The organism is Aeromonas sp. 84A (assembly GCF_051919345.1).
Taxonomy (GTDB): domain Bacteria; phylum Pseudomonadota; class Gammaproteobacteria; order Enterobacterales; family Aeromonadaceae; genus Aeromonas; species Aeromonas veronii.
This window is the reverse complement of record NZ_JBQBEW010000001.1, coordinates 3,847,899-3,864,101: the sequence shown is the minus strand read 5'-3', so window position 1 is coordinate 3,864,101 and position 16,203 is coordinate 3,847,899. Positions and strand designations below refer to the sequence as shown.

12 protein-coding genes are annotated in these 16,203 nt (G+C 60.8%); 7 read left to right on the top strand and 5 right to left on the bottom strand.

Going from position 1 to position 16,203, the window contains the following annotated elements; translation table 11 throughout:
- Positions 1–94: 94 nt before the first annotated feature.
- Positions 95–1,294 carry a tyrosine--tRNA ligase gene (tyrS, locus tag ACTG20_RS17395; protein WP_184232652.1) on the top strand — a complete coding sequence of 400 codons (1,200 nt, stop codon included), beginning with the start codon at positions 95–97 and terminating at the stop codon, positions 1,292–1,294.
- A 42-nt stretch (positions 1,295–1,336) separates the two neighbouring features.
- Here tyrS and ACTG20_RS17390 read toward each other — a convergent pair whose 3' ends face one another.
- A complete protein-coding gene (locus tag ACTG20_RS17390) occupies positions 1,337–2,272 on the bottom strand; it encodes a LysR family transcriptional regulator (protein WP_194496529.1) in 936 nt (311 codons plus the stop codon).
- 108 nt (positions 2,273–2,380) lie between these two features.
- Here ACTG20_RS17390 and budA point away from each other — a divergent pair, with 108 nt between their 5' ends.
- On the top strand, positions 2,381–3,175 hold the full coding sequence (budA, locus tag ACTG20_RS17385; RefSeq protein WP_005338506.1) for an acetolactate decarboxylase: 795 nt from the start codon (positions 2,381–2,383) through the stop codon (positions 3,173–3,175).
- An 18-nt stretch (positions 3,176–3,193) separates the two neighbouring features.
- The gene (gene alsS / locus ACTG20_RS17380) at positions 3,194–4,864 is read left to right on the top strand and encodes an acetolactate synthase AlsS (protein ID WP_005338504.1); all 1,671 of its coding nucleotides are present in this window, start codon (positions 3,194–3,196) and stop codon (positions 4,862–4,864) included.
- 114 nt (positions 4,865–4,978) lie between these two features.
- Here alsS and ACTG20_RS17375 read toward each other — a convergent pair whose 3' ends face one another.
- Both ACTG20_RS17375 and ACTG20_RS17370 read right to left on the bottom strand, forming a co-directional pair.
- Positions 4,979–6,391, bottom strand: coding sequence for an MATE family efflux transporter (locus ACTG20_RS17375; RefSeq protein WP_100646568.1), 1,413 nt, complete (start codon positions 6,389–6,391; stop codon positions 4,979–4,981).
- Between the two features lie 73 nt (positions 6,392–6,464).
- A complete protein-coding gene (locus ACTG20_RS17370; protein WP_064338523.1) occupies positions 6,465–7,403 on the bottom strand; it encodes a LysR family transcriptional regulator in 939 nt (312 codons plus the stop codon).
- A 498-nt stretch (positions 7,404–7,901) separates the two neighbouring features.
- Between ACTG20_RS17370 and ACTG20_RS17365 the strand changes: the two genes are divergently transcribed.
- Positions 7,902–9,194: an HAAAP family serine/threonine permease gene (locus ACTG20_RS17365; protein ID WP_005338498.1), complete on the top strand. Its 1,293-nt coding sequence runs from the start codon at positions 7,902–7,904 to the stop codon at positions 9,192–9,194.
- 91 nt (positions 9,195–9,285) lie between these two features.
- Here ACTG20_RS17365 and ACTG20_RS17360 read toward each other — a convergent pair whose 3' ends face one another.
- Positions 9,286–10,005, bottom strand: a complete 720-nt coding sequence (locus ACTG20_RS17360; protein ID WP_064337068.1) for a substrate-binding periplasmic protein — start codon at positions 10,003–10,005, stop codon at positions 9,286–9,288.
- Positions 10,006–10,096: 91 nt separating this feature from the next.
- Complete coding sequence (locus ACTG20_RS17355; RefSeq protein WP_194496528.1) at positions 10,097–11,119, bottom strand: MBL fold metallo-hydrolase; 1,023 nt, start codon at positions 11,117–11,119, stop codon at positions 10,097–10,099.
- A gap of 154 nt (positions 11,120–11,273) precedes the next feature.
- Between ACTG20_RS17355 and ACTG20_RS17350 the strand changes: the two genes are divergently transcribed.
- From ACTG20_RS17350 to cadC, 3 genes are all read left to right on the top strand, one after another.
- Positions 11,274–12,173, top strand: coding sequence for a LysR family transcriptional regulator (locus tag ACTG20_RS17350; RefSeq protein ID WP_167570372.1), 900 nt, complete (start codon positions 11,274–11,276; stop codon positions 12,171–12,173).
- 111 nt (positions 12,174–12,284) lie between these two features.
- Positions 12,285–13,565 (top strand): L-methionine/branched-chain amino acid transporter, encoded by a 1,281-nt coding sequence (gene yjeH / locus ACTG20_RS17345; RefSeq protein WP_194496527.1) that lies wholly within the window; start codon positions 12,285–12,287, stop codon positions 13,563–13,565.
- Between the two features lie 391 nt (positions 13,566–13,956).
- Positions 13,957–15,510, top strand: a complete 1,554-nt coding sequence (gene cadC / locus ACTG20_RS17340) for a lysine decarboxylation/transport transcriptional activator CadC (RefSeq protein WP_194496526.1) — start codon at positions 13,957–13,959, stop codon at positions 15,508–15,510.
- Positions 15,511–16,203 lie beyond the last annotated feature (693 nt).

Sequence of the window (16,203 nt, the reverse complement as noted above, 5' to 3'; positions counted from 1 at the left end):
TCGGGCAGAATGGACGGATTTTACAGCCTTTCCAATTGGCCCGCCATTCCAGTAATATGTTTGGCCCTGTGGAATCGTGATGGAGAGTCAAAAAATGTCCCAGCTCGAGGTGGCGCTAGCCGAGATCAAGCGCGGAGCGGAAGAAATTCTGGTTGAAGAAGAACTTGTCGCCAAGTTGAAGGAAGGGCGCCCGCTGCGCATCAAGTTGGGCATGGACCCGACCGCCCCCGACATTCACCTGGGTCATACCGTGATCCTCAACAAGCTGAAGACCTTCCAGGATCTGGGCCATGAAGTGATCCTGCTGATCGGTGACTTCACCGCCATGGTGGGTGACCCCTCCGGCAAGAACGCTACCCGTCCGCCACTCTCCGAAGAGGCTATCAAGCATAACGCCCTCACCTATGCCGAGCAGGCGTTCAAGATCCTCGACCCCGCCAAGACCCGCATCGAGTACAACTCGACCTGGCTGAGCGAGCTGGGTGCGACCGGCATGATCAAGCTGGCGGCCAAGCAGACCGTGGCCCGCATGATGGAGCGCGACGACTTCAAAAAGCGCTACTCCGGCGGCCAGTCCATCGCGATTCACGAATTCCTCTATCCGCTGCTGCAAGGCTATGACTCGGTCGCGCTGAAGGCGGACGTTGAGCTGGGCGGTACCGACCAGAAGTTCAACCTGCTGATGGGCCGCGAGCTGCAAAAAGATGCCGGCATGGCGACCCAGTGCGTGCTGATGATGCCGCTGCTGGTGGGTCTGGATGGCGTCAAGAAGATGTCCAAGTCCGCAGGCAACTACATCGGCGTTCATGACGCTCCGGGCGAGATGTTCGGCAAGATCATGTCCATCACCGACGATCTGATGTGGAACTACTACGAGCTGCTCTCCTTCCGTCCGCTGGCTGAAATTGAAGAATTCAAAGCTGGCATCGCTGCCGGTACCCTCAACCCGCGCGACGTGAAGATCTGGCTGGCCAAAGAGATCATCGCCCGTTATCACGACGAAGCGGCGGCCGAAGCGGCCCACGAAGATTTCACCCAGCGTTTCTCCAAGAACGCCATTCCGGACGAGATGCCGGAAGTCGAGCTGGCTCTGGAAGGCGAAGGTCTGGCCATCGCCAACCTGCTGAAAGATGCCGATCTGGTGGCCACCACCTCCGAAGCGCTGCGGATGATCAAGCAGGGCGCGGTCAAGGTGGATGGCGAGAAGCTGGAAGATGGCAAGGCACTCATCGGTGCCGGTACCGCCGTCTATCAGGTCGGCAAGCGCAAGTTTGCCCGGGTGACTGTCAAATAAGCAGTACTGTTAAGTAAACCGTAGCGCCATGCGAGCCGGTCATCAGGCCGGCTCACCCTTGGTTAACAGGGCCTCCTTCGGGAGGCCTTGTCGTATCTGGGCGGCACGGATCTGGGCGATAAAGTGCCGCAGCACGGCACTGCTTGGGTGTGGCCGTGTCGCCAGACTGATGCTGGTCATCATGCCGTTGCCCTCAATGGGGTGATAACTGACCCCGAGCGGACGCAACGCCGCCACCGAGCTGGGCACCAGGGTCACGCCAAAGCCCGCCTGCACCATGCCGACGGTGGAGATCACCTGTGGGCATTCGGGCCCCAGTATCGGCTCGAACCCCGCCTCCCGACAGAGGCCCACGATGCCGTCATAGAGCCCAGGCCCGATGGCGTGGGGAAACAGAATAAAACTCTCGTCCTTCAGGCTGGCCAGTGGCAAGGGGCCAGGCTTGGCCTTGGGGTGACTGGTCGGCAGGGCGATCAGCAGCGGCTCCTGCTCGATAAGGTGATGGGCAAAGCCCTCGCTGCCCCGGCAGGGGAGCCGCAAGATGGCGGCATCCAGCCGATCGTTGCGCAGCGCCTCCACCAGTGCCGGCATGGTGCCCTCCTGAGGGCTGAGGGCTACCTCGGGGTAGCGCTCCCGATAGTCGTGCAGCAGGGTCAGCACTGCGGGGTGGAGCACGGTGGAACCGGCAAAGCCGATCCGCAGCGCCCCCTGCTCGCCCCGGGCAATCCGCTTTACCTTCAGTTTTGCCGCATCGGCCAGCGCCAGGATCTGCGCCGCATCCCGATAGAGGCTCTCGCCCGCCTCGGTCAGTTCGACACTGCGGGTCAAACGGCGCAGTAGCGGGGTGCCCAGGGTCTCTTCCAACTTGCGGATCTGCTGGCTCAGGGGCGGCTGGGCCATGTTGAGTGATTCGGCTGCGCGGGTGAAATTCTGCTTTTCAACAACGGCCATGAAGTAGCGGAGCGTACGAAGTTCCATATCGATTGAGTCTCAAAGTCATGGGATCAGCGTATTGGTGTTGAAATGTGAACCAAGTCACCATTGGATCCGAACGCTAACAGGATTCACGGTGGAGGTGAAACCCGAATGGAACATATTGCAACATCTGACAGTGCCGGGTGCAGCTGTGCCCTCGAAGTGAGCCAGCAGTTTTCCCGCTGGCGCAGGCAGCATGACGGTGGCGAGATCTACCAGAGTTCCCTGATGAGCGCCCTGCTGGCGGGGGTCTATGAAGGGGAGACCACCATGAGCGAGCTGCTGCGCCACGGCGACTTTGGCCTCGGCACCTTCAACCACCTCGATGGCGAGCTGATCGCCTTCGAGCGCCAGATCCACCAGTTGCGCTCCGATGGCTCGGCCCGGCCCGCCCGCGCCGATCAGAAGACCCCCTTTGCGGTGATGACCCATTTTCGCCCCTGTCTGGAGCGTCGCTTCGACCACCCCCTGAGCCGTGACGAGATCCACCAGTGGGTGGATCGGTTGGTGGGATCCGATAACGTTTTTGTCGCCCTGCGCCTCGACGGCCAGTTTGAAACGGCCAAGGTCCGTACCGTGCCGCGTCAGGAGCCCCCCTATCGCCCCATGCTGGAAGCCATCGAACAGCAACCGCTGTTCCGCTTTGCCGCGGTGGCGGGAACCCTGGTGGGCTTTCGCTGCCCGCCGTTCGTGCAGGGGGTCAATGTGGCGGGCTTTCACGAACACATGATCACCGCCGATCGCAAGGGGGGCGGTCACCTGCTCGACTACACCATGGCCCACGGCACCCTGCGACTTTCTGTGGTGCGTCACCTCAATCTGGCCCTGCCATCGGATCCCGCTTTCCGGCAGGCCGACCTCAACCCCGCCGATCTCGATCGCGCCATTCAGGCCGCCGAAGGCTGATAGACAAGGAGCAATATCATGGAAAACAGACAGTGGAAGTGCGGTGCCGAGCTGGTGGTTCGTCATCTGGAGGCGCAAGGGGTCAAGCAGGTGTTCGGTATTCCCGGTGCCAAGATTGACCGGGTGTTCGATGCGCTGGAGGACTCCCCTATCGAGACCATAGTGGTGCGCCACGAGGCGAACGCCGCCTTTATGGCTGCCGCCGTGGGGCGCCTCACCGGCAAGGCGGGGGTGGCGCTGGTCACTTCGGGCCCTGGCTGCTCCAACCTTATTACCGGGTTGGCAACGGCCACCTCGGAGGGGGACCCCATGGTGGCGCTGGGTGGTGCGGTACGCCGTGCCGATGGTCTCAAGCTCACCCACCAGAGCATGGATACGGTCAACCTCTGCCGTCCGGTCACCAAGTTCAGTGCCCAGGTCAACAGCGGGGCGGCGATCTCGGAAGTGATGGCCAACGCCTTTCGCGCCGCCGAGCTGGGACGGCCGGGGGCGGCGTTTGTCAGCCTGCCGATGGATATCATCAACAAGCCGGTGCAGGGCAATGTGCTGGTGCCTCGGGAAGTGCCGGAGCCGGGCTGTGCCGATGAACAGAATATGGAGCAGGCATTGACCCTGCTGCGCAATGCCCAGAATCCGGTGGTGCTGCTCGGCCTGATGGCGAGTCGGCCGGAGAATGCCGAGGCAGTGCGCGCCTTCCTCGACAAGGCGCGGCTGCCGGTGACCGGTACCTATCAGGCTGCCGGGGTGGTGGACAGCTGCCACTTCGATGACTTTGCCGGGCGGGTGGGGTTGTTCAACAACCAGCCGGGGGATCAGCTGCTGGCGGGGGCCGATCTGGTGATCTGCATCGGCTACAGCCCCATCGAGTACGACCCCGTGCTGTGGAATGGCGATCGGGAGCGGCGCATCCTCCATATCGACGTGCTGCCTGCCGATATCGACAGCAGCTACTGCCCGACCGCCGAGCTGGTGGGGTCGATCCGGGCCAACCTGTTGCAGCTGACCCGCATCATGGGCAATCCGAAAATCCGTCCCCCCGAGGTGGATCGGTTGCTGCAAGGGGTACGCCAGCAGCGGTTGCGACTGGCGATGCGGGCCGACGATCTGCACGGCAATCCGGTTCACCCCTTGCGTATCGTGCGCGAGCTGCAGGATCTGGTGCGCGACGACATGACCCTCTGCGTCGACATGGGCAGCTTCCATATCTGGATTGCCCGCTACCTATACAGCTTCCGTGCCCGTCAGGTGTTGATCTCCAACGGTCAGCAGACCATGGGGGTGGCACTGCCGTGGGCCATCGGTGCGGCGCTGGTGCGGCCGGGAGAGAAGGTGATCTCGGTATCGGGGGATGGCAGCTTTATGCAGTCAAGCATGGAGCTGGAGACGGCGGTGCGGCTCAAGAGCAATATCGTTCACATCATCTGGGTCGATAACGGCTACAACATGGTCGCGATGCAGGAGCAGCAGAAGTATTGCCGCACCTCCGGCGTCTCTTTTGGCCCCATCGACTTCAAACGCTATGCCGAATCGTTCGGGGCGGCCGGGTTTGCGGTGCGCTCGGCAGACGAGTTGCGCGCAACCCTGCGGGCCGCACTGGCGGTGGAGGGGCCTGCGGTGGTGGCGATTCCGGTGGATTACTCCGACAACCCGGGGCTGATGGCCCAGCTCAGGCCAGAAGTATTGGCATAAGTGGGGGCAGCAGTGCTGGCCTGAATCCCTGTGTAAGGGCAGGCAGACCCGCCCATATAGCAAAAACCGGCATCAATGGATGCCGGTTTTTATTGTTTTGCGGGATTGGAGGCCTTAACGGGCCAGCTGGACGGCGGCGCGTGCGCGGGCCGGTTGCGGGCGACGCTTGTTTTTTGGCGCGCAGGCCATCTTCAGGCGCAGCCACTCGCGCCACAGCAGCCAGCAGAGCGGCAGGGTGAGCAGCAGCACGGTCGCGGGCTGGGCCATCAGCACCCCATCACGCCCCCACAGTTGCGGCAGCAGGAAGATGAGCGGCAGCAGCAACACGGTTTTGGCGATGGAGATGACCAGTGCCTGACGGGTACGCGCCATGGATTGCAGCAGCACGATGCCGAACATGATGATCCCCTCCAGCGGAATGGCGCCGAGGTTGAGGGTCAGGCTGCTGATGGCGGCGGCCAGCAGTTCGGGATCCTTGTCGCCGGTATAGAGCATGGCGACCTGTCCCGGCAGCAGCTGGATGGTGAGCCACACCAGCATGCCGTAGATAAAGGTGAACTTGAGCCCCATCTCCATCAGGTACTTGAGGTTGCGATGGCGCTTGGCCCCCGCCGCTTTGCTGATGAGCGGCTGAATGCCGAACGCCAGCCCCTGCAGAATGACGATAAAGACCGCTTCGGTGTAACCGGCCACGGTAAAACCCGCCAGATCCTTCACATTGCCATACACCATCAGCTGGCTGTTGTGCAGCATCAAGAGTAGCCCGAGGTTGAACTGGGCAATCAGGCTTGGCAGGCCGGTAAAGAGCAGGTGCGGCATGGCGGGGAGGTTGGGCACCAGATCCCGCCAGCTGAGGCGCAGCCGCGCCCAAGGGGTAAAGAAGTAGCCAAGGCCGATCAGGCTCACCGCACCCTCTGCCATCAGGGTGGCCTGCGCTGTACCGATTAACCCCAGCCCCAGCCGACCCACCATGATGTAGTTGAGGATGATATTGAGCACGGCGCCGCTGCTCACCAGCACCATGGCCAGCTTCGGGCGGCCATCGTTGCGCAGCAGATAGGGCACTGCCAGATTGCTGGCCAGCAGCAGGGTACCGCCGCCAATCCAGGTGAGGTAGTCGCTCGCCTGTTTCCAGGTCTCGGTGCCCTGTTCAATCCCCAGCCCCAGCAGGATATCGGTGTGGGTGTAATAGAGCAGCACCGGCGCAACTACCCCAAGACCGGCCAGCAGCCAGAGGGCGTTGACCAGCGCCTGACGGGCCAGCTTGTCGTTTTTCGCCCCTTGCTGGAAGGAGATGGCGGTGGCCGCCCCCATGCTGATCATGGCGGCCAGGCCGATCAGCACCATGATGACCGGATAGACCAGGTTGATCCCGGCGAGGCCAGCGGCGCCGACATAGTGGCCGACGAAGATGCCGTCGATGAGGTAGTAGGCCCCCGAGACCAGCATGGCAAGAATGGAGGGGAGGGCGTAAGCCCAGAAGCGACGGGTCATGGCCCGTTGCCGCAGTGTTAAATAGGCAGACATATCTGTTCTCTCGGGGAGTTCGATTATCGAACAGCTAGTCTAGATTAATACTTATTTGGTGATAATCAGGGTTTCACTTGATGAATTGCTGAGTATTACTCATTAATCCGGGGTTTTGGTAGTGCGCCTTGAGCATGTCGATCAGGATGCGCAGCCCGCTGCCCAGCTGATGCCGACTGGGATAGAAGAGATAGAAGCCGGCAAAGGTGGGGCACCAGGGCTCCAGCACGGTGAGCAGTTTCCCCTCCGCGACCTTCTGGCTCACCTCCTCTTCCAGACAGTAGGCGAGCCCCAGCCCCGCCTCGGCGGCGCCCAGATAGAGGGCCGGGGTGCTGGTGGTGAGCGGCCCGGTTACTTCGATCTCCAGCATGGTGCCGTCGGCGGCAAAGGCCCAGCGATAGTGATGGTGCGGAGTGAGGCGATAGCCGATGCAGGCGTGGCGGCTCAGCTCGCTCGGGTGCTCCGGCGTACCGTGCTCCGCCAGATAGGCCGGGGAGCCCACCACCAGATAACGTTGGGGCGGGCCGAGGGGGATGCCGATCATCTCCTTGGGCAGCAGATCGCCATAAAAGAGCGCGGCATCGTAACCATCTTCAATCAGCCGGGGCATCAGCTCCTGCTCCACTACCTCCACCTGCATCCGCGGATAGCGGGCCAGATAGTCGATGAGTACCGGTGCCAGCAGGCTGTCGATGGCGCCGCGGGGGGCGCAGAGTTTGAGTCGACCCACCGGTTCATCGCTGTTGCGGGCCAGCTCGCAAAGCGCCTCTTCCAGGGTATTGAGGGTGGGGAGCAGCTGCTTGAGCAGCCGCTGGCCCGCTTCGGTCGGCACCACGGCGCGGGTACTGCGGTTGAGCAGCCGTACTCCCAGACGGGCTTCCAGCCCCTTCAGGCTATGGCTGAGGGCGGAGGCGGAGACCCCGAGTTCGAGGGCGGCCTTGCTGAAACTGCGGTGACGGGCGACGGCGGCAAACACCGCCAGTTCGGCGAGATCGGTACGGGTAATGGTCATCATCAATCAACAAAAAGGCGTAAGTCACAAGGGTACGCCAAGGCCGTGCTGCACACAATCCGCGCTAAACGGGTGGCTTGTTGCAAATATGTAGCTGCTCGCAGGCCATTGATTCCAGTGAAACTAAGTTGAATTGTTAAAAAAAACTCACAATAAGGCGCTTTGAGTGTGATCTTGGTCGTCCGAAAGGCGACCAAAATCAAACTTTGGTTGATTAATTCAAAAAAACGCTGTGATTAATAAGGGCATTTAATTAAAGTCAGCCCATCAAGAGTGGTGCACGTTAATCGGTTGTTAAGTGAGACGGGCTCCGACCCTCAGGGTCAAAATCTCGCACTGTTGTTTGTTGCAATCCTGTTGTCACAAGGAGTGATGGCCAGGTTGCCGGGGGGCGAGAGGTTAATATCAAGGACGGACAGCAGGCGTTCCAGGGAGATGGAACCGGGCCAAGGCCCGACCAAACAAGAATCCCATTTTCCTAGATGACAGGAACAACGTATGTCTGACATGAATATTGCAGCTGATGGTCGTTTAGCCAGCAACACCTCCCGCGGCGTCAACAAGGCCGATGTGGTCTGGATGCTGGGTCTGTACGGTACCGCGATCGGTGCCGGTGTGCTCTTCCTGCCAATCAACGCCGGTGTAGGTGGCCTGTGGCCGCTGGTTGCCATGTTGATCCTGGCGCTGCCGCTGACTTTCTTTGCTCACCGTGGTCTGACCCGCTTCGTGCTGTCCGGCTCTACCCGTGATGGCGACATCACTGAAGTAGTAGAAGAGCACTTCGGCAAGACCGCAGGCAAATTCATCACCCTGCTCTACTTCTTTGCCATCTACCCGATCGTGCTGATGTATTCAGTCGCCATCACCAACACCGTCGAGAGTGTGATTGTTCACCAGCTGGGCATGTCTGCACCTCCCCGTGCCGTTCTGTCACTGGCTCTGATCCTCGGTCTGATGGCGGTTGTTCGTCTGGGCGGCCAGGTTATCGTCAAAGCGATGAGCGTGCTGGTATTCCCGTTCGTGCTCACCCTGATGGGTCTGGCGTTCTACCTGATCCCGCACTGGAACGGTGCCATCATCACTGAAGCTCCGGCCCTGTCCGACGCCTTCAACGGTGACTTCATCAAGACCCTGTGGCTGGCTATCCCGGTAATGGTGTTCTCCTTCAACCACTCCCCGATCATCTCCTCCTTCGCGGTGGACAACAAAGGTCGTTACGGTGAAGGTGCCGAGAAGAAGTGCAGCAACATCCTGCTGGGCGCCCACGTCATGATGGTGATGACCGTTATGTTCTTCGTATTCAGCTGCGTACTGAGCCTCTCCCCGGCTGACCTGGCTGCTGCCAAAGAACAGAACATCTCCATCCTGTCCTACCTGGCCAACCACTTCGATAACCCGGTTATCGGTACTGTGGCTCCGCTGATCGCCATGGTTGCCATCAGCAAATCCTTCCTGGGTCACTACCTGGGGGCGCAAGAAGGCATGAACGGCCTGATGGCCAAGGCGCTGCGCGAGAAGGGCAAGAACGTTGACACCAAGCAACTGAACAAAGTCACTGCCGTGTTCATGATCCTGACCACCTGGGCCATCGCTACCATCAACCCGAGCATCCTCGGCATGATTGAAGACCTGGGCGGCCCGATCATCGCAATGCTGCTGTTCCTGATGCCGATGTACGCCATCACCAAGGTTCCGGCCATGCGCAAATACGCTGGCAACATCAGCAACGGCTTCGTGACCATCATCGGCCTGATCGCCATGTCCGGTATCATCTACAAGCTGATTGCCTGATAACGCTGGTTACCAAGTTGAATGAAGAAGCCGCCTCGCAAGAGGCGGCTTTTTTTATGGCTGTTTGGGGCGCTGAGCGGATGCGGTATCGCTACTTCATCAGCTTCTTCACCTCGTCGCTGGCCAGCGCCTTGTTGAATTTGTCCCGCGCCTCTTTCCCCTTGGCGGAGTTGGTAAAGCAGACGTGGAGGGATTTGTCCTCGAGGATCTTGCCGTTGAAGCCGAGGTTGGCGGCAACATCCTTGAGTTGGGGATCGCTCTCCAGCAGATAGGTCATCACATTCTGGTCGATAACCGCCAGATCGAGCCGACCGTTGCCGAGCTTGAGCAGGTTCTGGCTGTCCGAGCTGGTGGCATCGGCCGAGAGTGCCTTGCTGGCCACTTTTTCGTCAAACTCGGTGGTATTCACATAGCCGGTGACAACACCAATTTTCTTGCCCTTGAGGTCATCAAGGCTTTGCCAGGTGACCGGCTGATCGGCTCGCTGGGCAAAGCCGAGAGGGCCGTTACCTATGGGGTCGGAGAAGAGGCAGCTGCTCTTGGGGTCGAGATACTCTGGGAAATAACCCAGTACCTCGGGGTTGTTGGTCGCCTCGTCCACGGCCCGTTGCCAGGGATAGAACTTGATGGTCAGCGGGTCGCCAGCCAGGGCAAAGGCTGCGGTCACCACCTGACTGCTCTTGCCCTGTTCAGGGAGGCTGGCGCTGGTGTAAGGGGGCCATTCAAGGCTGGTCAACACCGCCGCCTGAGCGACCGACATGCCGAACAAGGGAAGAGTGGCCAGGGCGAGGTGCTTCCATTTCAGGCTCATAGAGATAACTCCTTGTGGTCAAACACCCCTTAAAGATAGCCCCCGGTGTCGATTGCGGATGCCGGCCATGGCTGACCGGCATCCGTGCCATCTATTTGTTGTCGATATTCTCCGACTGCCAGAGGGCATAGCCCTTGCCGGAGGCCGTGGTGGGCAGATCAATCTGCATCAGGTCGTTGCCGATGACGAAGGGGCCGGTGTAGCGGGCGCGCAGATCCTGCGCCAGATCCTTCACCCTGATCTTGCCGTTGAGGCCGATATGGCTGAACACGGTCAGCGCCGGTTTGGCTTCGTTCATTACCCGGGCCGCCTGTTCGGGGGAGGCGAGGTGACTGGCGATCGCCTTGTAGCCGGGGTTGGCCTTCATCTGCTCGGCAGAGGTCATGGAGACGCAGTGCACCAGCAGATCGGCCCCTTTGGCCTGCTTCACCACTTCGGGGCTGTAGCGGGTATCGCCGGAGAGCACCACGCTGTGGCCGTGGTAGTCGATGCGATAGCCGAATGACGGCTTGATGTTGACCCCGTGGTCGTTGTCAAAGGCAGTCACCTTGACCCCGTCATGGTTGTAGACCACCCCGGCGGTGACCTCGTGGCTGTTGATCTCCACCCCGTCCAGCGGCGTTCCCTCATCCTTGACCCGGGTGGCGATGTCGGTGGCGTAGGCCTGCTGCAAGCCACGGGCGAGAGCTGTGGTGCCCTTGGGGCCGTAGAGCTCCATCGGCGCGTGGCGCTGGCCATAGGCCGGTTGCAGCCAGCCGGTCAGCCAGAGATCCGCCAGCCCGTTGGTGTGGTCGGAGTGAAAGTGGGTGAGGAAGAAGGCGTTGACCCGGCCGATGGGGATATGCAGCTGCCACAGGCGAGTGGCGGAGTTGCGGCCAAAATCGAACACCAGCTTCTGGTTGCCCGCCTCGATGAGGGTGCTGTAACCGCCCCGGCTGATCTGGGGTACCGGAGTGCCGGTGCCGAGCAGGCTGACCCGAAAGATATCGGGCCGGGCTTGAGTTGCTGAGGCTGGGGCATGGTCGTGGTTGCTGATAAAGCTGCTCTCGGTGGCCTGACTGGCGCCGCTGGCCAGCAGACCGACCAGTAACGCGGCCAGATAGGTACTTTTCATGGGAATTTATCCTGTGGGGAAGGGACAGCATCACTGTATTGGCAACTAAAAGTTGAATAAATTGGCTAAAATCCATTTCTTACTAAACTTTTGGTTGTGAATAGAGCCCTCGTCGCGGGTCAAACGGCCTTGAAACGGGCAAAAAGGAGAGGTTGTGGACCGATTGACCAGCATGCGTATCTTCACCCGGGTGGTGGATCTCGGCTCCTACAGCGCGGTGGCGAGCGAAGAGGGGATCAGCGCCCAGATGGTGGGCAAGCATGTGCTGGGACTGGAGCAGTGGCTGGGGGGCAAGCTGTTTCACAAGACCACCCGCCAGCAGACTCTCACCGAGCTGGGCCAGCTTTTTCTCGCTCGCTGTCAGCGGGTACTGGAGGAGCTGGCATTGACCGAGTCGCTCACCCAGAACCTGCTGGCCGAGCCGGCCGGACGGCTGCGCATCGCCGCTCCCCTCAGTTTTGGCCACTACCGGCTGGTGCCGCTGTTGCCCGCTTTTCTCGACCGTTATCCCAAGCTGGAGGTGGATCTGCAGCTCACCCCGCGCTGGGTCGATCTGGTGGAGGAGGGGTTTGACGCCGCTATCCGTACCCTGCGCCCGCAGGATGAGGCGCTCATTGCCCGCCCATTGCTGACCCAGCACTACCGGCTCTGCGCGGCGCCCGACTACCTCAATCGTCACGGGGTGCCCCGTCATCCGGCCGATCTTGCCCGCCACCAGTGTCTGCATGGCAACTGGGGCGAGCACGAGCGCTGGCAATTTGTTGGCGAGGATGGCCAGAGCGAGGAGGTGCGGGTCGCCTCGCGCCTGCGCATCAATCACTGGCCAGCCTTGTTGACGGCTGCGCTCTCGGGGGCTGGCATCACCTTGCAGCCAGCCGAACAGGTACGTGACCATATCGCTGCGGGGCGTCTGTTGCCGCTGCTTGGCCGCTATCAGAGCCCTGCCAAGACCCTCTACTTCATCTATCCGGCGGCGCGGCGGCAGGTGCTCAAAATCACCCTGCTGGGGGATTTTCTGGCCGAGTCCCTGCAAGCTGGGCCCGAGCCTGAATAAAAGGCTGCATATTTTCGCAGCCGCGATTAACCATCGTGCTTCATCGTGCTTAACAAAGGGGCGGAGCAGGCCTAACATGGCGGGATGTTTTTTTAGTCAGGACAAAAGGATATGTCTGGGTTGAAAAAGGATCTCGGGCTCTGGCAGGGGATGGGGCTGCTCGCCACCTCGCTGCTCGGCACCGGGATCTTCGTGGTACCGGCGACTGCCGCCTCGCTGGCGGGTGAGGCCTCGCTCTGGGCCTGGTTGCTGCTGATTGCGCTGGTGCTGCCCATCGCCTTTACCTTCGCTCGCCTCGGTCGTCGCTATCCCCATGCGGGCGGCGCGCCGCACCTGATTGGCCTCGCCTTTGGCAACGGCGCCGAGCGCTTCTCCGCCTTCCTGTTTCTGGCTGTGCTGCCGGTGGGGCTACCCGCCGCCCTGATGATTGCCGCCGGTTTCTGGCACGCCCTGTTCGAGATGGGGGAGTGGACCCTGTGGGCCATCCAGCTGCTCACCCTGCTCGGGGTCTTTCTGCTGGGGCTGCGCGGGGCGCGATCTTCCGGCAACCTGCAACTGCTGATTGCGCTCGCCATTCTGGGGCTCACCCTGCTTATCTGGTTCAAGGGGGAGGTGAGCTGGCGCGATGCAGCCCGGCCGCTGCCGAGCGCGGATGAGTGGCCCCCTATGGCCACTGCGCTGGCGGTAATGTTCTGGTGTTTCGTCGGGCTGGAAGCCTTCGCCCATATGGGTGAGGAGTTCAAGCGGCCGGAGCGGGACTATCCCATTGCTCTGCTCGGCGGGGTACTGCTGGCGGGGCTTATCTACTGGATCCACTCGCTGGTGGTGCTCAAATATGGCCTCTACGGCGATGAGGCGAAAAACGCCACCGCCATCCCCTCCCTGCTGGCGCTGCTGTTCGGCCCCACCGCCAAGTGGCTGGTGGCGGTGCTCGGCTACCTCTCCTGCTTTGCCAGCATCAACATCTACATTCAGGGCTTTGCCCGGCTGATCTGGAGCATGGCGCGGGAAGGCAAGCTGCCCCCCTCGCTGGCCGTGCTCACCGCGCGCGGCGCGCCGCTGCGGGCGCTCACTCTGGTGCTCGCCATCTGTCTGCTCTGCATCACCCTGATCATCTGGCTGCGACTGCCGCTCGATGAGCTGATCCGCTACGCCAACGGCAATTTCGTGCTGGTCTACCTGCTCTGCATGGCGGCGGGCTGGCGTCTGCTCGGCGGGGTGGGCAAGGGGCTGGCAGGGATAAGCGTGCTGCTCTGCGCTCTGGTGCTGGTGGCGCTCGCCACTCAGGTGCTCTATGCGGTGGTGCTGAGTCTTGGCTACGGCAGCTTCTCGTTGTGGCGGCGTCATCTGCGCCGCAGTCGTCAGCAGGATGTGCTCCCGCTGGCGAAGTAACGTCTCCCCGATGGTCGAAGAAATGAGAAAGCCCTGATGTTCAGGGCTTTTTGATTACGGCATATTGGATGTTCATATGAATACTAGTTGGCACGCTATTTGCCGAAAGTGCGGTGTCGGATCAACTCAACGGCGATTTATAGCCAAAAAAAGTGGGATCCAGCTCCCGTTTTGCTTAAAGTGATCCCTTCCGATCGCGGTGGTCGGAATGCCCGCAAGGATGCCCTTCAGACGTAAACAGGATGGCCTGGCCAGACTGACTCTCAGAGATGTGATTGCTTCGGTTCTCTTTTTATCTGTCACCTGTGGTGATAGCGCCTTGTTCCGTTCAGTCAGCCCGGGTTTTGCGTCTCTCTCATCGTGCATTGTCACCATCTGCAGCGAGTGAATCATGAGCGAATCGGTTTTTGAGATCCACGACTGGACCCTGAGCGTTGACGACAACATGTTGTGTCGCCCCGACCGCGAGGTCTACCTCGAACCCAGACTGGTCAATCTGTTGCGGTTTCTGGCCCATAATGCCGGCACTGTGTTTGGCCGCGATGCCCTGATCAACGAGGTGTGGGATGGCGCCGAGGTGACCGATCAGGTGGTGACCCAGTCCATCTTCGAACTGCGCAAGATCCTCAAAGATGGTCGCACCGATGCGACCGACTATATCGTCACCGTACCCAAGCGCGGCTACAAGCTGGTGGCACCGGTGCGGCCGCTGCAGGTGGTTTCCGTGGTGATGGCGGACGAGCAGCCTGCTCCTGCGGTCAATACCGCTCTCTCAGACAACCCGACGCTCTCCGATCTGAGCCCGCCCGTGGCTGAGCAGGATGATGATGCACAGCCCAATGTCGCCCCTTTTCCCGCCGGGCCCCTGACCCGCGCCATCTCCAACCATGCCAAGGATGCCCGCAGCCGCTGGAAGATGGTGAGTTTCGATATCTTCGTGGCCGTCATTCTGGTTGCCATCGTCAGCATGCTCAGTTACCAGCACACGGCGCCGCAGGTGCACTCCATGCTGGATCCCAATCTGCTGGTGTTCCGCTTTCACTCCGGTATGGATGACAACAACGAGAACGTTCGCCTCGCCGATGGCATTACCCGCGCCCTGATGGGGGAGGTGGCCGTGGCTACGCCGCTGCGGGTGCAGTACGGCGCCACCACTCTGATGGGGGGCATCATGCCCGGCAAGGAGCTGAGTGTGCGGGTCACCCGCCAGCCCCGTGGCACCTATCTCGATCTGGAGTATCGCAATATCAACACCAACCGGGTGCTGTTCAGCCATCAGTACCAGCTCAGTCGCCACAGTGTGCACGGCGTGTTGCAGGCCAGCAGCCAGGATCTGCTGCGCGCCCTCGACCAACCCGATGCCGAGCCGGGGATGGGCTGGCCGATCGATGATGCCTCTCTGATGGCGATGATGGAGGCGCAGTACTACATCAACAGCCGGGATCCGGTCGCCCTCAAGCGCGGCATCGATCTGCTGGAGCAGGCGCTGATTGCCCATCCGGATCAGCCGCTGCTGTTGGCGGAGCGCTATCTGGCGGGCGAGGCGCTGGCCACCCTGGCGGGCAAATCCGAGAGCGAGCGACTGCAGGGGATTGGCACCCATCTCGCCAGCGTGGTGCAAAACAGCGGCGTCCTGCCAGCCCGGGTGTGGGAGGCGTTGACCCTGCAGGCGATCCTCAACGGCCAGCAACAGCAGGCCAACTATCTGCTGGAGAAGGCGGCGAGTCGCGGCCGCTCGGTGCTCTATTACATACTGCAGGGCAAGCTGGCGGAGCTGGATGGTCGCCCCGAGGCGGCGGGTGATGCCTACAGTCAGGCCTTCCTGATGGAGGCGACCGAGCAGACCTATCTGCTCTGCCAGCAGCTCGGTTTCTACAGCAATATGGAGAGCCTCACCCCGGCCCTGTTCAATGCGCTGGGCCAGAGCAAGGTGAAGCTCTTCTAACACCGCAGTGTTGGTTTTCCCCCGGTCGGTGCGGTTGCCGACCTCATCCACAGGCTGCCTTCGGGCGGCCTGTGCTGTTTCTGCTTGTTTCAATCCTGCTTGTTTGCCACCGGGGATAGTCGCTCTGGTGCGGCCCGATTTATCCTCCGCTGCTCCCCACTATCTGCCTTTGTCTTGCCCGCGGCATTCGCTGCACTCGCGTTTGTTCGGCTTCACGCCGCGCACGCAGCTTGTGACATCTGCTCATGGTTGGCGGCGGGATAAGCTGTCTGTCTCGACCCATTTCTCATTGCTTACCGGTTATCGCCGTTGCGCTTTACCTCTGAGTTTGGATTGTGATGAGCCGAGCGAAGGGCCGAACAGGAGGTGAGCGGCCTTCAGGGTGATGGTCAGCAGGGCGTTCGGATGGTTACAAGGGGAGTGGGCGCATTGGGAGCTGCTTTATCCCGGGTTTATCTGGCCAAAAATATCAAGACGGCGAGATAAGGGGGTTATCAAGGGGCAAAAACGGGTTGGCCGGATATCAAGGTTTTATCAAGACGGCTGTGTGATGTGATGTCAATTGACTGTTTTTAAATGGTTTTTATCAAAAGCGACGAGGCGGCGAAAAAAGTTGCCTCATATTTTTATCCGTTAGCTGGTCTTTATGTTTTCTGGGGATGAGAGGCCTAGTCTGTGCCCATTCTTTGGCGG